Annotated in this window: 13 protein-coding genes and 4 tRNA genes; all 17 read right to left on the bottom strand. The window is 61.2% G+C overall.

Annotation, left to right across the window (positions count from 1 at the left end; translation table 11 throughout):
* Nucleotides 1-27 precede the first annotated feature (27 nt).
* The 17 genes from fusA to U4Y91_RS35225 all read right to left on the bottom strand — a co-directional run bounded on the left by fusA (nt 28) and on the right by U4Y91_RS35225 (nt 19,510).
* On the bottom strand, nt 28-2,130 hold the full coding sequence (gene fusA, locus U4Y91_RS35305; RefSeq protein ID WP_321808951.1) for an elongation factor G: 2,103 nt from the start codon (nt 2,128-2,130) through the stop codon (nt 28-30).
* 123 nt (nt 2,131-2,253) lie between these two features.
* Complete coding sequence (rpsG, locus tag U4Y91_RS35300) at nt 2,254-2,724, bottom strand: 30S ribosomal protein S7 (RefSeq protein ID WP_006477195.1); 471 nt, start codon at nt 2,722-2,724, stop codon at nt 2,254-2,256.
* Nucleotides 2,725-2,896: 172 nt separating this feature from the next.
* Complete coding sequence (rpsL, locus tag U4Y91_RS35295; protein WP_006400662.1) at nt 2,897-3,277, bottom strand: 30S ribosomal protein S12; 381 nt, start codon at nt 3,275-3,277, stop codon at nt 2,897-2,899.
* Between the two features lie 227 nt (nt 3,278-3,504).
* The gene (gene recQ / locus U4Y91_RS35290; protein ID WP_321808950.1) at nt 3,505-5,352 is read right to left on the bottom strand and encodes a DNA helicase RecQ; all 1,848 of its coding nucleotides are present in this window, start codon (nt 5,350-5,352) and stop codon (nt 3,505-3,507) included.
* A gap of 234 nt (nt 5,353-5,586) precedes the next feature.
* Entirely contained in the window at nt 5,587-9,831 is a 4,245-nt protein-coding gene (gene rpoC, locus U4Y91_RS35285; protein ID WP_321808949.1) for a DNA-directed RNA polymerase subunit beta', read from the bottom strand.
* Nucleotides 9,832-9,852: 21 nt separating this feature from the next.
* Nucleotides 9,853-13,959, bottom strand: a complete 4,107-nt coding sequence (rpoB, locus tag U4Y91_RS35280; RefSeq protein ID WP_321808948.1) for a DNA-directed RNA polymerase subunit beta — start codon at nt 13,957-13,959, stop codon at nt 9,853-9,855.
* A gap of 376 nt (nt 13,960-14,335) precedes the next feature.
* Nucleotides 14,336-14,710, bottom strand: a complete 375-nt coding sequence (gene rplL, locus U4Y91_RS35275; RefSeq protein WP_174926523.1) for a 50S ribosomal protein L7/L12 — start codon at nt 14,708-14,710, stop codon at nt 14,336-14,338.
* Between the two features lie 63 nt (nt 14,711-14,773).
* Nucleotides 14,774-15,271 carry a 50S ribosomal protein L10 gene (rplJ, locus tag U4Y91_RS35270; protein WP_321808947.1) on the bottom strand — a complete coding sequence of 166 codons (498 nt, stop codon included), beginning with the start codon at nt 15,269-15,271 and terminating at the stop codon, nt 14,774-14,776.
* Nucleotides 15,272-15,566: 295 nt separating this feature from the next.
* Nucleotides 15,567-16,262 carry a 50S ribosomal protein L1 gene (gene rplA / locus U4Y91_RS35265; RefSeq protein WP_044849038.1) on the bottom strand — a complete coding sequence of 232 codons (696 nt, stop codon included), beginning with the start codon at nt 16,260-16,262 and terminating at the stop codon, nt 15,567-15,569.
* Nucleotides 16,263-16,694, bottom strand: coding sequence for a 50S ribosomal protein L11 (gene rplK, locus U4Y91_RS35260; RefSeq protein WP_006400671.1), 432 nt, complete (start codon nt 16,692-16,694; stop codon nt 16,263-16,265).
* Between the two features lie 140 nt (nt 16,695-16,834).
* Nucleotides 16,835-17,392 (bottom strand): transcription termination/antitermination protein NusG, encoded by a 558-nt coding sequence (nusG, locus tag U4Y91_RS35255; RefSeq protein ID WP_006400672.1) that lies wholly within the window; start codon nt 17,390-17,392, stop codon nt 16,835-16,837.
* Between the two features lies 1 nt (nt 17,393).
* Entirely contained in the window at nt 17,394-17,774 is a 381-nt protein-coding gene (secE, locus tag U4Y91_RS35250) for a preprotein translocase subunit SecE (RefSeq protein WP_006482892.1), read from the bottom strand.
* Between the two features lie 42 nt (nt 17,775-17,816).
* Nucleotides 17,817-17,892: transfer RNA gene (locus U4Y91_RS35245), tRNA-Trp, on the bottom strand.
* 59 nt (nt 17,893-17,951) lie between these two features.
* Nucleotides 17,952-19,142 carry an elongation factor Tu gene (gene tuf, locus U4Y91_RS35240; RefSeq protein ID WP_321808946.1) on the bottom strand — a complete coding sequence of 397 codons (1,191 nt, stop codon included), beginning with the start codon at nt 19,140-19,142 and terminating at the stop codon, nt 17,952-17,954.
* 66 nt (nt 19,143-19,208) lie between these two features.
* Nucleotides 19,209-19,283, bottom strand: a tRNA-Thr gene (locus U4Y91_RS35235).
* A gap of 24 nt (nt 19,284-19,307) precedes the next feature.
* Nucleotides 19,308-19,381 (bottom strand) — tRNA-Gly (locus U4Y91_RS35230).
* 43 nt (nt 19,382-19,424) lie between these two features.
* A tRNA-Tyr gene (locus U4Y91_RS35225) sits at nt 19,425-19,510 on the bottom strand.
* Between the last annotated feature and the right edge of the window lie 1,770 nt (nt 19,511-21,280).

Raw genomic sequence — 21,280 nt, 5'->3', positions numbered from 1 at the left:
TCAAAAATAATCGATTGTGATAACGAATTACTTCGTCTTCGCGCTGATGATCGCTTCTGCAACGTTCTTCGGAGCTTCAGCGTAGTGCTTGAACTCCATCGTGTACGTTGCGCGACCCTGCGTCAGCGAACGCAGCGACGTGGAATAGCCGAACATTTCCGACAGCGGCACTTCGGCGCGCACGATCTTGCCGCCGCCCACCATGTCGTCCATGCCCTGGATGATGCCGCGGCGACCCGACAGGTCACCCATCACGTTACCCATGAAGTCTTCCGGCGTTTCCACTTCCACGGCCATCATCGGCTCGAGCAGAACCGGATCAGCGCGGCGCATTGCTTCCTTGAACGCCATCGAACCAGCCATGCGGAACGCATTTTCGTTCGAGTCGACGTCGTGGTACGAACCGAACGTCAGCGTGACCTTCACGTCGACGACCGGGAAGCCTGCCAGCACGCCGCTCTTCAGCGTTTCCTGGATACCCTTGTCAACCGACGGAATGTATTCGCGCGGAATCACGCCGCCCTTGATCGCGTCGATGAACTCGTAGCCCTTGCCCAGTTCGCTGCGCTCGAGCGTGATGACCGCATGGCCGTACTGACCGCGACCGCCCGACTGCTTGACGAACTTGCCTTCGACGTCCGCGGCCGACTTGCGGATGGTTTCGCGGTAAGCAACCTGCGGCTTGCCGACGGTCGCTTCCACGCCGAATTCACGCTTCATCCGGTCAACCAGAATTTCGAGGTGGAGCTCGCCCATGCCCGAAATGATCGTTTGACCCGATTCTTCGTCGGTCTGCACGCGGAACGACGGATCTTCCTGAGCCAGACGGTTCAGCGCCAGGCCCATCTTTTCCTGGTCAGCCTTCGTCTTCGGCTCGACGGCCTGCGAAATCACCGGCTCCGGGAAAATCATGCGTTCGAGCACGATCGGATGTGCCGGATCGCACAGCGTGTCGCCCGTGGTCGCTTCCTTCAGGCCGACCGCAGCAGCGATGTCGCCCGCGCGCACTTCCTTGATTTCTTCGCGCTGGTTCGCGTGCATCTGCAGAATACGGCCGAGACGTTCCTTCTTGCCCTTGGTCGCATTGAGCAGCGTGTCGCCCGAATTGACGACGCCCGAGTACACGCGGAAGAAGATCAGCTGGCCGACGAACGGGTCGGTCATGATCTTGAACGCGAGCGACGAGAACTTCTCGTCGTCGGAAGCACGACGCTCCGTCTTCTCGCCGTTTTCGAGTTCGCCCGTAACCGGCGGAATGTCGACCGGCGACGGCAGGAAGTCGATCACGGCGTCGAGCATACGCTGCACGCCCTTGTTCTTGAACGCGGTACCGCACAGCATCGGCTGGATTTCGCACGCGATCGTACGGTCACGCAGACCCTTCACGATCTCGTCTTCCGTCAGCGAACCTGCTTCCAGGTACTTGTTCATCAGGTCTTCGCTCGACTCGGCAGCGGCTTCGACCATCTTTTCACGCCACTCGCCGCACGTGTCGGCGAGTTCGGCCGGGATGTCGACGTAGTCGAACTTCGTGCCTTGCGACGCTTCGTCCCAAATGATCGCCTTCATCTTGATCAGGTCGACCACGCCCTTGAAGTTTTCTTCCGAGCCGATCGGCACCACGACCGGAACCGGGTTCGCCTTCAGGCGCAGACGGAGCTGGTCGTAGACCTTGAAGAAGTTCGCGCCGGTACGGTCCATCTTGTTGACGAACGCGAGACGGGGCACCTTGTACTTGTTAGCCTGGCGCCACACCGTTTCCGACTGCGGCTGCACGCCGCCCACTGCGCAGTACACCATGCACGCGCCGTCGAGCACGCGCATCGAACGCTCCACTTCGATCGTGAAGTCGACGTGGCCCGGGGTGTCGATGATGTTGATGCGGTGTTCCGGATAGTTGCCGCCCATGCCCTTCCAGAAGGCCGTGGTAGCAGCGGACGTGATCGTGATGCCACGCTCCTGTTCCTGCTCCATCCAGTCCATCGTTGCTGCGCCGTCGTGGACTTCACCGATCTTGTGGTTCACACCGGTGTAAAACAGAATGCGCTCGGTCGTCGTCGTTTTGCCGGCGTCGATGTGAGCGCTAATACCGATATTGCGGTAGCGCTCGATAGGAGTCTTGCGAGCCACTTTGATCCTCTACTGGGATGACATGATGCAGCCCAGCTGCATCATGCTTCAACACAAACGGGCGAGGCGCCTGAAAAGCGCACCCGCCCGGAATTTATTTCCGCAAACAGCCCAGCCAGGCGCTTAGAAACGGAAATGCGAGAACGCGCGGTTGGCTTCTGCCATGCGGTGAACTTCATCGCGCTTCTTCATCGCGCCGCCACGGCCTTCGGCCGCTTCGGAGAGTTCACCTGCCAGGCGCAGAGCCATCGACTTCTCGCTGCGCTTCTTCGCAGCCTCACGCAGCCAGCGCATCGCCAATGCCATACGACGCGACGGGCGCACTTCGACCGGAACTTGATAGTTGGCACCACCAACGCGGCGGCTCTTCACTTCGACCACCGGCTTCACGTTGTTGAGCGCAACCGTGAACACTTCCAGCGGGTCCTTGCCACCCTTGGTCTGGATTTGTTCGAATGCGCCATAAACGATGCGCTCTGCAACCGACTTCTTGCCGGACAGCATCAGCATGTTCATGAACTTGGCAACATCAACGTTGCCGAACTTCGGATCCGGCAACACTTCCCGCTTGGGGACTTCGCGACGACGCGGCATGATTCTTCCTTTACTTGTTCAGTTGGAGCTGGTTCCAGCTCCGCGGCCACCAACAAACCCGATCACATCTTCACGACTAACCAGCTTGGCCGGGTGACCACTTACTCGACAGCACCGGCAATCCGGCACTCCCGCCTTGACCGCCCTGCGGCGATCCCTGATCAAAAACTGCTTACTTGGCAGCCTTTGCACGCTTCGCGCCGTACTTCGAGCGCGCTTGCTTACGGTCCTTGACGCCCTGGGTATCCAGCGAGCCGCGAACCATGTGGTAACGCACACCCGGCAAGTCCTTCACACGGCCGCCGCGGATCAGCACAACCGAGTGTTCCTGCAGGTTGTGGCCTTCACCGCCGATGTACGAAATCACTTCGAAGCCGTTCGTCAGACGAACCTTGGCGACCTTACGGAGTGCCGAGTTCGGCTTCTTCGGCGTCGTCGTGTACACACGGGTGCACACGCCGCGACGCTGGGGGCAGTCCTGCAGGGCCGGGCTCTTGCTCTTCGTCGTTTCCGACTGACGGCCTTTGCGAACCAGTTGGTTGATGGTTGGCATTGTTTATTCCTGAAATTGAACAAAATCTGCACATCGATTTCGGGCAAAGCGAGAATCGACGCACAGTTGACTTCCGAACCGGCGAATCGGGTGCGAGCTTTCGAACGCGACACGGCCCACCGAATACCGGAACCCAGCATGATATTCCGGAAATGCCAACTAAGTCAACGGCTTGCGTGATTTGTCAGCGGCGCGGGCGGTTTACCGGAAGGGTCGGAACAGCTGTGTCACGCCGATTCGACGACGTCGATGATCTCGTCGCCGAAGCGTTCGAGCTTGCGCACGCCCATGCCGGGGATATGGCGCAGGTCGTCGATCGTCTCCGGCGCGTTGCGCGCGATTTCGGCCAGCGTCGCATCGTGGAAGATCACGTAGGCCGGCACGCCGTCGGACTTCGCTGTTTCCGCGCGCCACGCGCGCAGCGCGTCCCAGCGGGCGCGCTCGCGCGTGCCCATGCCGGCGGTCGGGTCGACGCGCGTGCCGCTGCGGCTCGACGACTGGCGCGTGCGCTGCGGCTTCACGTAGCGGCGCAGCGTGACCTTCTCCTCGTTCTTCAGCACCGGCTTCGCGGCCTCGGTCAGCATCAGCGCGCCGAAGCCGCCATGGTCGACCGCGAGATAGCCGTACGCGACGAGTTGCCGGAAAATCGCGCGCCACTCGGGTTCGGACAGTGATGCGCCGATCCCGAACGTGCTGAGCTGGTCGTGGCCGCGCTGCAACACTTTCTCCGTGCGGCCGCCGCGCAGGATCTCGATCAGATGGCTCGAGCCGAAATTGAAGCCGCTCGCGCGCTGCGCGCGGAACACGCACGACAGCGCCATCTGCGCCTCGCGCGTCGCGTCCCACGAATCGGGCGGCTCGAGGCACGTGTCGCAGTTGCCGCACGGCTGGCTCGCCTCGCCGAAGTAGTTCAGGAGCCGCACGCGCCGGCACGAGATCGTCTCGCACAGCCCGAGCAGCGCGTCGAGCTTCGACGTCTGCACGCGCTTGTGCGCGTCGTCCGCATCGGATTCGTCGATCATCTTGCGCTGCTGGACGACGTCGCCGAGGCCGTACGCCATCCACGCGTTCGCCGGCATCCCGTCGCGGCCCGCGCGGCCGGTTTCCTGGTAGTAACCTTCGACGCTCTTCGGCAAATCGAGGTGCGCAACGAAGCGCACGTCCGGCTTGTCGATGCCCATGCCGAACGCGATCGTCGCGCACATCACGATGCCTTCCTCGCGCTGGAACATTTCCTGGTGCTTCTGCCGCACCTCGAACTCCATCCCCGCGTGATACGGCAGCGCGCGCACGCCCTGAGCCTTCAGCCATTCGGCCGTTTCCTCGACCTTGCGGCGCGACAGGCAGTACACGACGCCCGCGTCGGTCGTGCCGTCCGCGTTCGTGTGCTCGGCACGGATGAAATCGAGCAGCTGCGAACGCGCGTTGTCCTTCTCGACGATCCGGTAGCGGATGTTCGGGCGGTCGAAGCTCGACACGAACACGCGCGCATCGTCGAGCGCGAGGCGATGGATGATCTCGTCGCGCGTGATCGCATCGGCGGTGGCCGTGAGCGCGATGCGCGGCACCGACGGGAAGCGCTCGTGCAGCACCGACAACTGGATGTACTCGGGACGGAAGTCATGCCCCCACTGCGACACGCAGTGCGCCTCGTCGATCGCAAACAGGCCGATCTTCGCGCGCTCGAGCAGGTCGAGGAAACGGCCCGTCATCAGCCGCTCGGGCGCGACGTACAGCAGGTCGATCTCGCCCTCGCGCAGCGCGCGCTCGGTCGCCGCGGCCTCGGCGCCCGACAGTGTCGAGTTCAGGTAGGCAGCACGCACGCCGACTTCGCGGAGCGCGGCGACCTGGTCCTGCATCAGCGCGATCAGCGGCGACACCACGATGCCCGCGCCTTGCCCGGCCTCGCGGCGCAGCAGCGCCGGAATCTGGTAGCACAGCGACTTGCCGCCGCCGGTCGGCATCAGCACGAGGCAATCTCCGCCGCCGGCGACGTGTTCGACGATCTCGCCCTGCTGGCCGCGAAATGCGGAGTAACCAAAGACTTCGTCGAGGATTTCGAGGGCGCGGGACATGAATGAGAACGAGGACGGCAGAACGATGACCGCAATTTTAACAACCCGCTCGCGCAGCGCGCGGTGAATCGTGCAACGTTAGCCAATCGGACAGGGTTCGTGCGCGCGCATGACGGGCCTGCGCAACCGTGCGGCAAGCCCGTCATGCACGTGAACGACGGATGAAAAAAAACCGCCCGGCATAACCGGGCGGTTTCGGTGACAGCGCGGTGAGGCGGCTCGCGCCGCCCGCACTTACTCGGCCGTCGGGTGTTGCTGCGGCTCTTCTGCCGGCGCGCTCGGCGTGCCGAAGTCGAATGCTTCTTCCGCTGCGATCTGGTCGAAACGCTCGCGATCCGACGATTCCTTCGCCTTGCGTGCCTTGTGGAACGCGAGACCCGTACCGGCCGGGATCAGACGGCCGACGATCACGTTTTCCTTCAGGCCGCGCAGATCGTCGCGCTTGCCCATGATCGCCGCTTCGGTCAGCACGCGGGTCGTTTCCTGGAACGATGCCGCGGAGATGAACGAGTCGGTCGACAGCGACGCCTTCGTGATACCGAGGAGCACGTTGTCGTACGAAGCCGGGCGCTTGCCCTCGGCGATCATGCGATCGTTCTCGTCCAGCATGTCGGAACGCTCGACCTGTTCGCCCGGGATGAAGCGCGTATCACCGTTGTCGGTGATCTGCACACGACGCAGCATCTGGCGAACGATCACCTCGATGTGCTTGTCGTTGATCTTCACGCCCTGCAGACGATACACGTCCTGCACTTCGTCGACGATGTAGCGCGACAGCGCCTCGATACCCTGCAGACGCAGGATGTCGTGCGGATCGGCCGGGCCGTCCACGATCATTTCGCCCTTGTTGACGACCTGAGCATCGTGGACCAGCACCTGCTTTTCCTTCGCGATCAGGAACTCGTGCTGATTGCCTTCGAGGTCCGTGATGACGAGACGCTGCTTGCCCTTCGTGTCCTTGCCGAACGACGTCGTACCGGTGACTTCCGCGAGAATGCCGGCGTCCTTCGGCGAACGCGCTTCGAACAGTTCCGCCACCCGCGGCAGACCGCCGGTAATGTCACGCGTCTTCTGCGCTTCGGTCGGGATACGTGCAAGCACTTCACCCACCTGCACTTGCTGTCCGTCCTTCACGGTGATCAGTGCGCCGACCTGGAAGCCGATCTGCACTGCGTGCTCCGTGCCCGGGATCTTCACTTCGTCGCCGTTCGCGTCGAGCAGTTTCACCTGCGGACGCACGCTCTTCGAAGCTTGCGAACCACGACGCTTCACGTCGATCACGACCAGCGTCGACAGGCCGGTCACGTCGTCGATCTGCTTCGCGACGGTCACGCCTTCCTCGACGTTCTCGAACTTCACCGTACCACCGTACTCGGTGATGATCGGACGCGTCATCGGGTCCCACGTCGCCAGCTGCGTGCCGGCCTTGATCGTCGCGCCGTCGAGCTGCAGCAGCGTCGCGCCGTACGGCACTTTGTGACGCTCGCGCTCGCGACCGAAATCGTCGGTGATCAGCGCCTCGCCCGAACGCGAAATGACGATCTGCTCGCCCTTCGCGTTGGTGACGTAGCGCATCGTCGCCGTGAAGCGCACGATACCGTTGCTCTTCGCTTCGACCGACGACGCCACTGCCGCACGCGATGCCGCACCACCGATGTGGAACGTACGCATCGTCAGCTGCGTGCCCGGTTCACCGATCGACTGTGCCGCGATCACGCCGACTGCTTCGCCGACGTTCACGAGCGAGCCGCGGCCGAGGTCACGGCCGTAGCAGGCCGCGCACAGACCGTAACGCGTTTCGCAGGTCAGCGGCGTGCGCACGCGCACTTCGTCGATGCCGAGGCGTTCGATTTCCTCGACCGCCGTTTCGTCGAGCAGCATGCCCGATTCGTACACCGTTTCCTGCGTTTCCGGGTTCACGACGTCCGCGACCGCAACGCGGCCGAGGATACGGTCGCGCAGCGCTTCGACGACTTCACCGCCTTCGACCAGAGCCTTCATCGCGACGCCGTTCGACGTGCCGCAATCGTCCTCGACCACCACCAGATCCTGCGTGACGTCGACGAGACGACGCGTCAGGTAACCCGAGTTCGCGGTCTTCAGTGCCGTATCAGCCAGACCCTTACGTGCACCGTGGGTCGAGATGAAGTACTGCAACACGTTCAGACCTTCGCGGAAGTTCGCGGTAATCGGCGTCTCGATAATCGAGCCGTCCGGCTTCGCCATCAGGCCTCGCATACCGGCCAGCTGACGAATCTGAACCGCCGAACCCCGGGCGCCCGAGTCGGCCATCATGTAGATCGAGTTGAACGATTCCTGGCGCGTCTCGTTGCCGTCGCGGTCCGTCACCGGCTCCGTCGACAGCTGCTCCATCATCGCCTTGCCGACCGCTTCCGACGTTGCCGACCAGATGTCGACCACGTTGTTGTAGCGTTCCTGCGCGGTGACGAGACCCGACATGTACTGGCGGTCGTACTCCTTCACCTTCTTCGCGGCGTCGCCGACGATCGTTTCCTTCTGCGGCGGCACGAGCATGTCGTCCACGCAGATCGAAATGCCGGCGCGCGTCGCGAGACGGAAACCCGACTGCATCAGCTGGTCGGCAAACACCACCGTCGCACGCAGACCGCACTTGCGGAATGCGGTGTTGATCAGGCGCGAAATTTCCTTCTTCTTCAGCGGCTTGTTCAGCACCGAGAACGGCAGGCCGTGCGGCAGGATCTCCGACAGGATCGCGCGACCGACGGTCGTCGCGTACAACGAGATCTTCGGCACGAACTGCGGCGCGCCTTCCGACGTGTCCTCGTTGCGGACCATTTCGGTGATCCGCACGTTGACGCGCGATGCGAGCTCGACTTCCTTGTTCTCGTACGCGCGGATCGCTTCCGACACGCCGGTGAACGACAGGCCTTCGCCCTTGGCGTTGACGGCTTCGCGGGTCGCGTAGTACAGACCCAGCACGATATCCTGCGACGGCACGATCGACGGATCGCCGTTGGCCGGGAACAGCACGTTGTTCGACGCCAGCATCAGCGTACGCGCTTCCATCTGCGCTTCGAGCGACAGCGGCACGTGAACGGCCATCTGGTCACCGTCGAAGTCGGCGTTGAACGCCGCGCAGACGAGCGGGTGCAGCTGAATCGCCTTGCCTTCGATCAGGACCGGCTCGAACGCCTGGATACCGAGACGGTGCAGCGTCGGCGCACGGTTCAGCATCACCGGGTGCTCGCGGATCACCTCTTCGAGGATGTCCCACACCACCGGCGTCTGGTTCTCGACTTCCTTCTTCGCAGCCTTGATGGTCGTCGCAACGCCCATCACTTCCAGCTTGTTGAAGATGAACGGCTTGAACAGCTCGAGCGCCATCAGCTTCGGCAGACCGCACTGGTGCAGCTTCAGCGTCGGGCCGACCACGATGACCGAACGGCCCGAGTAGTCGACGCGCTTGCCCAGCAGGTTCTGACGGAAACGACCGCCCTTGCCCTTGATCATGTCGGCGAGCGACTTCAGCGGACGCTTGTTCGCGCCCGTCATCGCCTTGCCGCGACGACCGTTGTCGAGCAGCGAGTCGACGGCTTCCTGCAGCATCCGCTTTTCGTTGCGGACGATGATTTCAGGCGCCTTCAGCTCGAGCAGACGCTTCAACCGGTTGTTACGGTTGATCACTCGGCGATACAGGTCGTTCAGGTCCGACGTCGCGAAACGGCCGCCGTCCAGCGGCACGAGCGGACGCAGTTCCGGCGGCAGCACCGGCAGCACTTCGAGGATCATCCACTCGGGCTTGATGCCCGAGCGCTGGAATGCCTCGAGGACCTTCAGGCGCTTCGCGTACTTCTTGATCTTCGCTTCCGAGCCGGTGTTCTTCAGCTCGGTGCGCAGCGTCTCGACCTGCTCGTCGATGTTGATCGCGCGCAGCAGTTCACGCACGCCTTCCGCGCCCATCTCGGCACGGAATTCGTCGCCGTATTCCTCGACCTTGTTGTAGTAATCCTCTTCGGTCATGATCTGCCGCGCCTTCAGCGGCGTCATGCCCGGTTCGATCACCACATAGGCTTCGAAGTACAGCACGCGTTCGATGTCGCGCAGCGTCATGTCGAGCACCATGCCCAGACGCGACGGCAGCGACTTCAGGAACCAGATGTGCGCGACCGGCGAGGCCAGTTCGATGTGGCCCATCCGTTCGCGACGTACCTTCGCCAGCGTCACTTCGACGCCGCACTTCTCGCAGATCACGCCGCGGTGCTTCAGACGCTTGTACTTGCCGCACAGGCACTCGTAGTCCTTGATCGGCCCGAAGATCTTCGCGCAGAAGAGACCATCGCGTTCCGGCTTGAACGTACGGTAGTTGATGGTCTCCGGCTTCTTCACTTCGCCGAACGACCACGAACGGATCTTGTCAGGCGAAGCCAGACCGATCTTGATCGCGTCGAAAACTTCTTCCTGTTGGACTTGCTTGAATAGATCGAGCAGAGCTTTCATTGCTTTCTCTCCGTAGTCCGATTAATTGCGGTCGAGATCGATGTCGATACCGAGCGAGCGGATTTCCTTCACGAGCACGTTGAAGGATTCCGGCATGCCTGCATCGATCACGTGATCGCCCTTGACCAGGTTCTCATAGACCTTGGTCCGGCCGTTCACGTCGTCCGACTTCACCGTCAGCATTTCCTGCAGCACGTAGGACGCGCCGTACGCTTCGAGTGCCCACACTTCCATTTCACCGAAACGCTGGCCACCGAACTGCGCCTTACCACCCAGCGGCTGCTGCGTGACGAGCGAGTACGGGCCGGTCGAACGCGCGTGCATCTTGTCGTCGACCAAGTGGTGCAGCTTCAGGTAGTGCATGTAGCCGAGCGTCACGCGACGTTCGAACATTTCACCCGTGCGGCCGTCGTACAGGCGGACCTGGTTCTTCGACGGGTTCATTCCGAGCTGTTCAGCGATGTCGTCCGGGAACGCGAGGTCGAGCATCTTGCCCATTTCTTCCTCGGTCGCACCGTCGAACACCGGCGTTGCGAACGGCACGCCTTCGCGCAGGTTCTTCGCGAGTTCGAGGATCTCGTCGTCGGTGAAGCTTTCCAGGTCTTCCTGGCGACCCGAGTCGTTGTAGATCTTCGTCAGGAACGCGCGCATTTCCTCGATCTTCGCCTGACGCTGCAGCATTTCACCGATCCGCCAGCCGAGACCCTTCGCGGCCCAGCCGAGGTGCACTTCCAGAACCTGACCCACGTTCATCCGCGACGGCACGCCGAGCGGGTTCAGCACGACGTCTGCCGGACGGCCGTCGGCCATGTACGGCATGTCTTCGATCGGGACGATCTTCGACACGACACCCTTGTTACCGTGACGGCCTGCCATCTTGTCGCCAGGCTGCAGGCGGCGCTTCACCGCGAGGTACACCTTGACCATCTTCAGCACGCCCGGCGGCAGTTCGTCGCCTTGCGTGAGCTTCTTGCGCTTCTCTTCGAACGCGAGGTCGAACTGGTGACGCTTCTCTTCGATCGAGTTCTTGATCGCTTCGAGCGATGCCGCTGCTTCGTCGTCCGCGAGGCGGATGTCGAACCAGTGGTAGTGGTCGAGATCTTCCAGGTAAGCCTGGTCGATCTTCGTGCCCTTCGCGAGCTTCTTCGGACCGCCGTTCGCGACCTTGCCCACCAGCATGCGTGCGAGACGCTGGAACGCGTCGCCTTCCACGATGCGCAGCTGGTCGTTCAGGTCGAGACGGTAGCGCTTCAGTTCGTCGTCGATGATCTGTTGCGCACGCTTGTCGCGCTGGATGCCTTCACGCGTGAACACCTGGACGTCGATCACGGTGCCGCTCATGCCCGACGGCACGCGCAGCGACGTGTCCTTCACGTCCGAAGCCTTCTCACCGAAGATCGCGCGCAGCAGCTTCTCTTCCGGCGTCAGCTGGGTCTCGCCCTTCGGCGTGACCTTGCCGACCAGCACGTCGCCCGCTTCGACTTCCGCACCGATGTACACGATGCCCGATTCGTCGAGACGGCCGAGCTGGACTTCCGCCAGGTTCGAGATGTCGCGCGTGATTTCTTCCGGTCCGAGCTTCGTGTCGCGTGCAACGACGTTCAGCTCTTCGATGTGGATCGACGTGTAGCGATCGTCCGCGACAACCTTCTCCGAGATCAGGATCGAGTCTTCGAAGTTGTAGCCGTTCCACGGCATGAACGCGATCAGCATGTTCTGGCCGAGCGCGAGCTCGCCCAGGTCCGTCGAGGCGCCGTCGGCCAGCACGTCGCCGCGCGAGACCTTGTCGCCCATCTTCACGATCGGACGCTGGTTGATGTTCGTGTTCTGGTTCGAACGCGTGTACTTGATCAGGTTGTAGATGTCGACACCGACTTCACCCGCGACCGCTTCGTCGTCGTTCACGCGAATCACGATACGGCCTGCGTCGACATAGTCGACGACGCCGCCGCGGAACGCCTGAACCGTCGTGCCCGAGTCGACCGCGCAGGTGCGCTCGATGCCCGTACCGACGACCGGCTTTTCCGGACGCAGACACGGCACGGCCTGACGCTGCATGTTCGAACCCATCAGTGCACGGTTCGCATCGTCGTGCTCGAGGAACGGGATCAGCGAAGCTGCAACCGACACGATCTGCGACGGCGCGACGTCCATGTACTGGATACGGTCCGGCGTGACCATCATCGTTTCGCCGGCTTCACGCGACGACACGAGTTCGTCGATCAGCGTGCCGTTCTCGTCGATCGCGGCGTTCGCCTGCGCGATCATGTAGCGGCCTTCCTCGATCGCCGACAGGTAGTCGATCTGGTCGGTCACCTTGCTGTCCACGACCTTGCGGTACGGCGTCTCGAGGAAGCCGTACTCGTTCAGGTGCGCATACAGTGCGAGCGAGTTGATCAGACCGATGTTCGGACCTTCCGGCGTTTCGATCGGGCACACGCGGCCATAGTGGGTCGGGTGCACGTCACGCACTTCGAAGCCTGCGCGTTCGCGCGTCAGACCGCCCGGGCCGAGTGCGGAAACACGGCGCTTGTGCGTGATTTCCGACAGCGGGTTGGTCTGGTCCATGAACTGCGACAGCTGCGACGAACCGAAGAACTCGCGGATCGCCGACGAAATCGGCTTCGAGTTGATCAGGTCGTGCGGCATCAGGTTTTCGCTTTCGGCCTGGCCGAGGCGTTCCTTGACCGCGCGCTCGACACGCACGAGACCCGCGCGGAACTGGTTTTCCGCCAGTTCGCCGACGCAACGCACGCGACGGTTGCCGAGGTGGTCGATGTCGTCCACTTCGCCCTTGCCGTTGCGCAGCTCGACGAGGATCTTGATCGTCGCGAGGATGTCGTCGTCCTGCAGCGTCATCGGGCCGGTGATCTCGTCACGGCTGACACGGCGGTTGAACTTCATACGGCCGACCTTCGACAGGTCGTACGCTTCTTCGCTGTAGAACAGACGGTTGAACAGCGCCTCGACCGCTTCTTCGGTCGGCGGCTCGCCCGGACGCATCATGCGGTAAATCGCGATGCGCGCGGCCGTCTTGTCGGTCGTTTCGTCGACACGCAGCGTCGACGAGATGTACGGACCCTGATCCAGATCGTTCGTGTAGAGCGTCTGGATGTCCTTGATGTCCGCTTCGCGCAGCTTCTCGAGCACGCTTTCCGTGACTTCGTCGTTCGCGCTCGCGATCACTTCGCCGGTGTCGCCGTCGACGACGTTCTTCGCCAGCACGCGGCCGAGCAGATAGTCTTCCGGCACCGAGATGAACTTGGTCTTCGCGGCTTCGAGGTCGCGAATGTGCTTCGCGTTGATCCGCTTGTCCTTCTGGACGATGACCTTGCCATCACGATCCGTGATGTCGAAGCGCGCGACTTCACCACGCAGGCGCTCGGGCACGAACTCGAGTTGCGCGCCTTCGCCCATCAGCGTGAAGTTGTCGAACACGAAGAAGTTCGCGAGGATCTGTTCCGGCGTGAGGCCGATGGCCTTCAGCAGGATCGTGACCGGCATCTTGCGGCGACGGTCGACGCGGAAGTACAGGATGTCCTTCGGATCGAATTCGAAGTCGAGCCACGAGCCGCGGTACGGAATGATCCGAGCCGAGAACAGCAGCTTGCCCGAGCTGTGCGTCTTGCCCTTGTCGTGTTCGAAGAACACGCCCGGCGAACGGTGCAGCTGCGAGACGATGACACGCTCGGTGCCGTTGATGACGAATGAGCCCGTCGGCGTCATGAGCGGAATTTCGCCCATGTACACTTCCTGCTCCTTCACTTCCTTGACGACCGGCTTGTTCGGCGATTCCTTGTCGAGGATGACGAGGCGGACCTTCGCGCGCAGCGCGGAGCAGTACGTCAGGCCACGCTGCTGGCATTCCTTGATGTTGAATGCCGGCGAGGACAGCGCATAGCTCACGAACTCGAGGCGCGCGAAGCCGTTGTGCGAAACAATGGGAAATACCGACGTGAATGCGGCCTGCAAACCTTCAGGCTTGCGTTGCGCGCCAAGCACATCGGCTTGCAGAAACGTGCTGAATGATTCAAGCTGGGTGGCCAGCAAGAACGGAACTTGGTGAACGATGGGGCGCTTCGCGAAACTCTTGCGAATGCGCTTCTTCTCGGTGAAGGAATATTGCATACGATCTCCGAATCACGGCGGGTGCTGTCGAGGCGGAATACCTGGACGTTTCAAACCCGAGTGTTCACCGACTGAGACCCGATGGCCGTCCAACGGCTTGAACGAGCCGAGAAGCTTGGTGGTTGGCCGCTACCAACCGCTGGCTGACGGCAGCGGATGCCTGTGTTGCCCGCTACCCGACCAAACTTGCCTTCTGCAGTCGCTTCAGAAGACAAAGAGAAACGCCAATCGATGCATTGACAACGATTTGGCGGTTTTCTTTGGCTTCTGGGGCCGATTATTCGGGCTCCCGAATGAGTGCCAGAATAACGTCCCCACAAAGCACAAAAAGGCCGGCGGTGAAAATACCGCCAGCCTTCGCACAGCGCGTCGAAACTTACTTGACTTCGACCTTCGCGCCAGCTTCTTCCAGCTTCTTCTTGGCTTCTTCAGCAGCAGCCTTGTCGACGCCTTCCTTGACAGCCTTCGGTGCGCCGTCAACGACGTCCTTCGCTTCCTTCAGGCCCAGGCCCGTCAGTTCGCGAACTGCCTTGATGACTGCAACCTTGTTGCTGCCTGCTTCAGTCAGAACGACCGTGAATTCGGTCTTCTCTTCTGCTGCAGCAGCAGCGCCGCCGCCTGCCGGGCCAGCGACTGCCACCGCAGCTGCCGACACGCCAAACTTCTCTTCGAACGCCTTGACCAGTTCGTTCAGTTCCAGAACGGTCATCCCTTCGACTGCTGCCAGGATGTCTTCTTTTGCGATTGCCATTTGAAATACTCCTAAATTGAATTCGGATACAGCCAGCGATCAGTAACGCTGATGCACGTTCGCTTACGCAGCTTCCGCTTGCTTCTTCTCGGCGAGCGCGGCCAGAGCACGCGCGAAGCCCGAAACAGGCGATTGCATAACGAACAGCAGCTTCGAGAGCAGTTCTTCGCGGCTCGGGATGCTTGCCAGCGCTTGCACGCCAGCCTTGTCCATCACCTTGCCATCGAACGAACCAGCCTTGATGACCAACTTGTCATTGCTCTTGCTGAAGTCGTGAACGACCTTCGCAGCGGCAATTGCATCTTCCGAGATGCCGTAGATCAGCGGACCAGTCATCTGCTCTGCCAGCGGAGCAAAAGGCGTACCTTCAACAGCGCGACGCGCCAGCGTGTTCTTCAACACGCGCAGGTAAACCTGTTGCTCACGCGCTTTCGCGCGCAGCTTGGTCAGATCGCCAACCGCAATTCCACGATACTCAGCCAGCACAACGGTCTGGGCCTTCGCGACTTGCGCGGAAACCTCAGCGACGACGGCTTGCTTGTCTTCTCTATTAAGCGGCACGGTTAGCCTCCAGAAACGATACGTTCGGCACGAAACCTCACGTACCTCGTTCAACAACGGCGTCCGACCTCGTTAGGAGTATTTCCACCTCACGCCGTGAATCGCTTCACGACCTGCGGCTTCACCACTGCAAAACTTTTTCGGGTTCGCCATCTGCGTTGGCTTGAATTAAGGGATCACCTGCCTGCTGCGTCCCACCAACGGTCTTTGATAACCGGTTGCCCGCCCAACTGCACGAACAACCGCCCAAAGCCCATGTAGGCCGCTTCGCGAACGAAGCAGCCCGAATACTTTCTTACGCTGCCAGCGTAGCCTGGTCGACACGCACGCCGACGCCCATCGTGCTCGACAGTGCGATCTTGCGCAGGTAGACGCCCTTGCTCGTTGCCGGCTTGGCCTTCTGCAGCGCTTCGATCAGCGCCGACAGGTTCGAACGCAGTGCGGTCGATTCGAACGATGCACGGCCGATGGTCGCGTGGATGATACCGGCCTTGTCGACACGGAATTGCACCTGACCAGCCTTCGCGTTCTTGACGGCGGTTGCGACGTCCGGCGTGACCGTGCCGACCTTCGGGTTCGGCATCAGGCCGCGCGGGCCGAGGATCTGACCGAGCGTACCGACGATACGCATCGTGTCCGGCGAAGCGATCACGATGTCGAAGTCCATCTGGCCAGCCTTGATCTGCTCAGCCAGGTCTTCCATACCGACGATTTCCGCGCCTGCTGCACGAGCCTGCTCGGCCTTCTCGCCTTGCGCGAACACGGCAACGCGAACCGACTTGCCCGTACCTGCCGGCAGAACGACCGAACCACGAACGACCTGGTCCGACTTCTTCGCATCGATGCCGAGCTGGACTGCGACGTCGATCGATTCGTTGAACTTCGCGCTCGCGCATTCCTTCACGAGTGCCAGTGCGTCTTCGATCGCGTACAGCTTCTGACGGTCGACCTTGGCGGCAAATGCCTGACGGCGCTTGGAGATCTTAGCCATTTACACGCCCTCCACAGTGATGCCCATCGAGCGTGCGCTACCAGCGATGGTGCGAACGGCTGCGTCCAGATCAGCTGCCGTAAGGTCCGGCATCTTGGTCTTCGCGATTTCTTCGGCTTGAGCGCGCGTGATCGAACCGACCTTGTCGGTGTGCGGCTTGCTCGAACCCTTGTCCACCTTCGCCGCCTTCTTGATCAGGACGGTCGCCGGCGGCGTCTTCATCACGAACGTGAAGCTCTTGTCAGCGTATGCCGTGATGACCACCGGCACCGGCAGACCCGGTTCCATGCCTTGAGTCTGCGCGTTGAACGCCTTGCAGAACTCCATGATGTTCAGGCCGCGCTGGCCCAGTGCCGGACCGACCGGCGGCGACGGGTTGGCTTTACCTGCAGGAATCTGCAGCTTGATAAAGCCGACAATCTTCTTTGCCATTTGTAAACCTCGTTGGAACGCCAGACGACGTTCGGTGAGTGATAACGCGCGTTCGCCGCTGGCTACTGACGCTCCTCAACGGCCATGACGCGGACCGTAAGCGCGAAGGTGGGCAGCCGAGGCTGCCCACCGAATCGGGATCAAACTTTTTCGACCTGGCCGAACTCGAGTTCGACCGGAGTGGATCGGCCAAAGATCGTGACCGACACACGCACGCGCGATTTTTCGTAGTTGACTTCTTCGACCGTGCCGTTGAAGTCCGTGAACGGACCTTCCTTGACACGCACCATCTCGCCAACTTCGAACAGGGTCTTCGGGCGCGGCTTCTCGACGCCTTCCTGCATCTGCGACATGATCTTTTCGACTTCCTTCGGGGAAATCGGTGTCGGGCGGTTGCGTGCACCGCCGACGAAACCCGTGACCTTCGCCGTGTTCTTCACGAGGTGCCACGTTTCGTCCGTCATTTCCATTTCCACCAGCACGTAGCCGGGGAAGAAACGACGCTCGGTTACTGCCTTGTGGCCACCTTTGACTTCGACCACTTCTTCGGTCGGAACCAGGATCTGACCGAATTTATCCTGCATGCCAGCACGTTCGATGCGCTCCTGAAGCGCACGCTGCACGCTCTTCTCCATACCGGAGTAGGCGTGCACGACGTACCAACGCTTTCCGCTCGGGGATGCCGGAGTATCGCTCATATCATTTCCAACCCAGAATCGCCGAGAAAATCACCCATTCGATCGATTTGTCACTCAACCAGAGGAAAATCGCCATCACGAGCACGAAACCAAACACGACGAGTGTGGTTTGCGTTGCTTCCTTGCGGGTGGGCCAAACGACCTTGCGGACTTCCTTGTACGAATCCTTGGCAAACGCGATGAGGCTCTTGCCAGGCGCGGACATCAGGCCGACGGCCACGCCGGCGATGATACCTACCGCCAATGCGGCACCGCGGACATACCACTGCTGGTTGGCCAGCCAGAAGAAGCCCACGAATCCGGCCAAGACCAGCAATACGCCCAGGGCCAGCATCAGCTTATCGCCGGAGGTATTTACAGTTTCGACGGATGGATTCGCCATAACACCTTAAAACAAATGCCACGTGGGACACGTGGCGATTTTTGGCAGGGGCAGAGGGAATCGAACCCCCAACCTTCGGTTTTGGAGACCGACGCTCTGCCAGTTGAGCTATACCCCTAAACCATGCTGGGGCCGGCTGTTGCCAGCCCCAAAACTGTCGATCAACGAATAACTGGCTTACTCGATGATCTTTGCGACGACGCCGGCGCCGACGGTACGGCCACCTTCGCGGATTGCGAAGCGCAGACCTTCTTCCATCGCGATCGGAGCGATCAGGCGAACCGTGATCGACACGTTGTCGCCCGGCATCACCATTTCCTTGTCCTTCGGCAGCTCGATCGAGCCCGTCACGTCCGTCGTACGGAAGTAGAACTGCGGACGGTAGTTGTTGAAGAACGGCGTGTGACGGCCGCCTTCGTCCTTGCTCAGCACGTACACTTCAGCCGTGAAGTGCGTGTGCGGCGTGATCGAACCCGGCTTCGCCAGAACCTGGCCACGCTCCACGTCTTCACGCTTCGTGCCGCGCAGCAGGATACCGACGTTGTCGCCTGCCTGACCTTGGTCCAGCAGCTTGCGGAACATTTCAACGCCCGTGCAGGTCGTCTTCACCGTCGGCTTGATACCGACGATTTCGATTTCTTCGCCGACCTTCACGATGCCGCGCTCGACACGACCCGTCACCACCGTACCACGGCCCGAGATCGAGAACACGTCTTCCACCGGCATCAGGAACGCGCCGTCAACTGCACGCTCCGGCGTCGGAATGTACGTGTCCAGCGCGTCGGCCAGGCTCATGATCGCCACTTCGCCCAGCTCGCCCGTGTCGCCTTCCAGCGCCAGCTTCGCCGAACCCTTCACGATCGGCGTGTCGTCGCCCGGGAAGTCGTACTTCGACAGGAGTTCGCGAACTTCCATCTCGACCAGCTCGAGCAGTTCAGCGTCGTCCACCATGTCGCACTTGTTCAGGAACACGATGATGTACGGAACACCAACCTGACGCGCCAGCAGGATGTGCTCGCGCGTTTGCGGCATCGGGCCGTCTGCTGCCGAGCAAACCAGGATCGCGCCGTCCATCTGCGCTGCGCCCGTGATCATGTTCTTCACATAGTCAGCGTGGCCCGGGCAGTCGACGTGTGCGTAGTGGCGGTTAGCCGTTTCGTACTCGACGTGTGCCGTGTTGATCGTGATGCCGCGCGCCTTTTCTTCCGGTGCCGCGTCGATCTGGTCGTAAGCCTTCGCTTCGCCGCCGAACTTCTTCGTCAGCACCGTCGTGATCGCTGCCGTCAGCGTCGTCTTGCCGTGGTCAACGTGACCAATCGTACCAACGTTCACGTGCGGCTTGGTCCGCTCAAATTTACCCTTGGCCATTTTCGACTCCCAAAAGGAATTTCACAGGTTGCGCCGCGCGCAAACAAGACACTGACTTTTTACTGCTGGTGCCCATGGGCAGGATCGAACTGCCGACCTCTCCCTTACCAAGGGAGTGCTCTACCACTGAGCCACATGGGCGCTTTACGCTTCAACTTAGCGGTCTGGAGCGGGTGAAGGGAATCGAACCCTCGTCGTAAGCTTGGAAGGCTTCTGCTCTACCATTGAGCTACACCCGCACGGGCCACTAACGATTCCTTACCGCTCACTGCGCTGATATCTTGGTGGAGGAGGTTGGATTCGAACCAACGTAGGCGTAAGCCAACAGATTTACAGTCTGCCCCCTTTAGCCACTCGGGCACCCCTCCGTAGAGAACTGACGATTATGGGGGTGCATCGCACTCTTGTCAAGCACATCTGGAAGATTATTTTCATTCTCTTCCAGCGCGCCGCGCGACTCACCCGACACCCGCGCCCGCCCGGCTGAGGCAAGCACGAGAGGATCGCCGATCGGCGCCCACATCTTCGTCAGACTCCGCCTTCAGCTTCGATTTGCATCTTTGCTGAAAACGAAAGACCGCCATCATACGACCTCCCGCGCATAACGCCAAGGGGTAGACGCAAAAAATTTGCAATTTCCATGCCGGTGAGTTGATGGACGCCGCCATCAGGGGTTGAGACGGGCTGACAATCGATTGATGCTGACGTGCAAACGCATGCCAAGCAAAGGGGCAGGCGGCTTCCACGCAACGGTTGCCAACACGCCAGCACTGAGCCTGGATTCGCGAGTAAAGCCTTGCAGCTCTCCCCGCTTCACCTCAATACCGGAATCGATCCTGCAGAACGAAGTCGCCTCCGGTCGCCGCTCGCTTCATCATTCGGAACGAAAGACAGGCGCGGCACCATTCCGTGTCGCGCGATCGCACCGAGCCATCCCCTGCGTCTCTGCCGCCCCAAGCAAAATCCAACCTCCCTTCTTGCCGCCGCACTGATCTTCGCCAATCCCATGGCGCATGCGGACGGTACCGAAAGCTCGCGGTGCCGCACGGAAAGGATCGCGAGGATCTGGCAGCAGACGCTTCCCTGGAGCCATGCCGCCGGAGGATAGGCAAGCCCCGGCGGCACGTATTGCGTACGACGCGTTGAAACCGGCCGTCGATGCTGATTGCTTCACTGCGGCCTGCAACAAGGCAACGTCAGAGAACGCGGCGCCCCGGGAGCGAGCGAGTTGACATGGCTACCAAAGGATGCTTCAACCTACCTTAGCGCCGCCGGCAGCGAGGAGGCAGCCCCCGGGACGACACCGGCAACCGAGCCTGTCTTGATACGCTGCGTCCGCTGATACGCGACTATCTGCGGATGCGCGAATGGCGACCGCATAGCGCCTGCACGTTGCCGTAGCACCCAATGTGCAGCAATTCATCGCGCATCGCATCGAACCGTCGTGAAAGCGGGGCCACATGACGCTTGGTCGGCCTAACGCAGCGAAGCTGCTCTGTGCACGTGACATCAGGCACGTCGATAAGACGCGCCTCCTCCAGTTGAGCGCGGATACCTGCGTTGGTCGGCTTTAACCCAGGCGCATATGCGATGTGTCATACGGATGAGGACACGGGGAGGCCGACATGCGACACGAGCTCGTCGGCGTCGGCCACTCGTTGTCCGGCGATGCTCGATCCATCAATTCAAGCTATTAATCGTCTTATCTCTGCGATCCGCGTTCAACGTCGGCGATTTTGATTGCGAGTTCGATGAGTAATTCGCGTGTGTCACGGCGAATCCGCGGGTATCTGCGTCGACTGGCTGGCCGCGCAATACGCAGGATCCGCCCGCCGGTTAGATCCCGTCGGAAGTCCGCGCTGTTGCTTTTCGCGAGCACGGGTTGGCCTCCATCGACGAAAACAACTCAGCGTCGATTCAGCTCACGTACTGCGAATAGCACAAGGGCGTTCTTCGCCGAGTCGCCGTGAATCACTCTTTTGACCGGAGATGCGAGCAATAGTCGATGAAAGACTCAGGATGGTGAAACGCGCAGGATGCGCGTGCAGCGCTTGAGTAGCGCACGCTTCGAGCGCCCAAGTGACCTTTCCCCTCCGAAGTATCCCACTGTAAAGTTAGTGGCAAGGCCGCAGGAGAAT

This window comes from Burkholderia sp. BCC1993, from assembly GCF_905339865.1.
Classification (GTDB): Bacteria; Pseudomonadota; Gammaproteobacteria; order Burkholderiales; family Burkholderiaceae; genus Burkholderia.
The sequence above is the reverse complement of the archived record's forward strand: the minus strand, read 5'-3'. Positions and strand labels throughout refer to the sequence as shown.

Excerpts from the sequence above, each read along its gene's own strand:
- rpsG (WP_006477195.1), bottom strand. The coding sequence starts at position 2,724 with ATGCCGCGTCGTCGCGAAGTCCCCAAGCGGGAAGTGTTGCCGGATCCG.
- rpsL (WP_006400662.1), bottom strand. The coding sequence starts at position 3,277 with ATGCCAACCATCAACCAACTGGTTCGCAAAGGCCGTCAGTCGGAAACG.
- recQ (WP_321808950.1), bottom strand. The coding sequence starts at position 5,352 with ATGTCCCGCGCCCTCGAAATCCTCGACGAAGTCTTTGGTTACTCCGCA.
- rpoC (WP_321808949.1), bottom strand. The coding sequence starts at position 9,831 with ATGAAAGCTCTGCTCGATCTATTCAAGCAAGTCCAACAGGAAGAAGTT.
- rpoB (WP_321808948.1), bottom strand. The coding sequence starts at position 13,959 with ATGCAATATTCCTTCACCGAGAAGAAGCGCATTCGCAAGAGTTTCGCG.
- rplL (WP_174926523.1), bottom strand. The coding sequence starts at position 14,710 with ATGGCAATCGCAAAAGAAGACATCCTGGCAGCAGTCGAAGGGATGACC.
- rplA (WP_044849038.1), bottom strand. The coding sequence starts at position 16,262 with ATGGCTAAGATCTCCAAGCGCCGTCAGGCATTTGCCGCCAAGGTCGAC.
- rplK (WP_006400671.1), bottom strand. The coding sequence starts at position 16,694 with ATGGCAAAGAAGATTGTCGGCTTTATCAAGCTGCAGATTCCTGCAGGT.
- nusG (WP_006400672.1), bottom strand. The coding sequence starts at position 17,392 with ATGAGCGATACTCCGGCATCCCCGAGCGGAAAGCGTTGGTACGTCGTG.
- secE (WP_006482892.1), bottom strand. The coding sequence starts at position 17,774 with ATGGCGAATCCATCCGTCGAAACTGTAAATACCTCCGGCGATAAGCTG.
- tuf (WP_321808946.1), bottom strand. The coding sequence starts at position 19,142 with ATGGCCAAGGGTAAATTTGAGCGGACCAAGCCGCACGTGAACGTTGGT.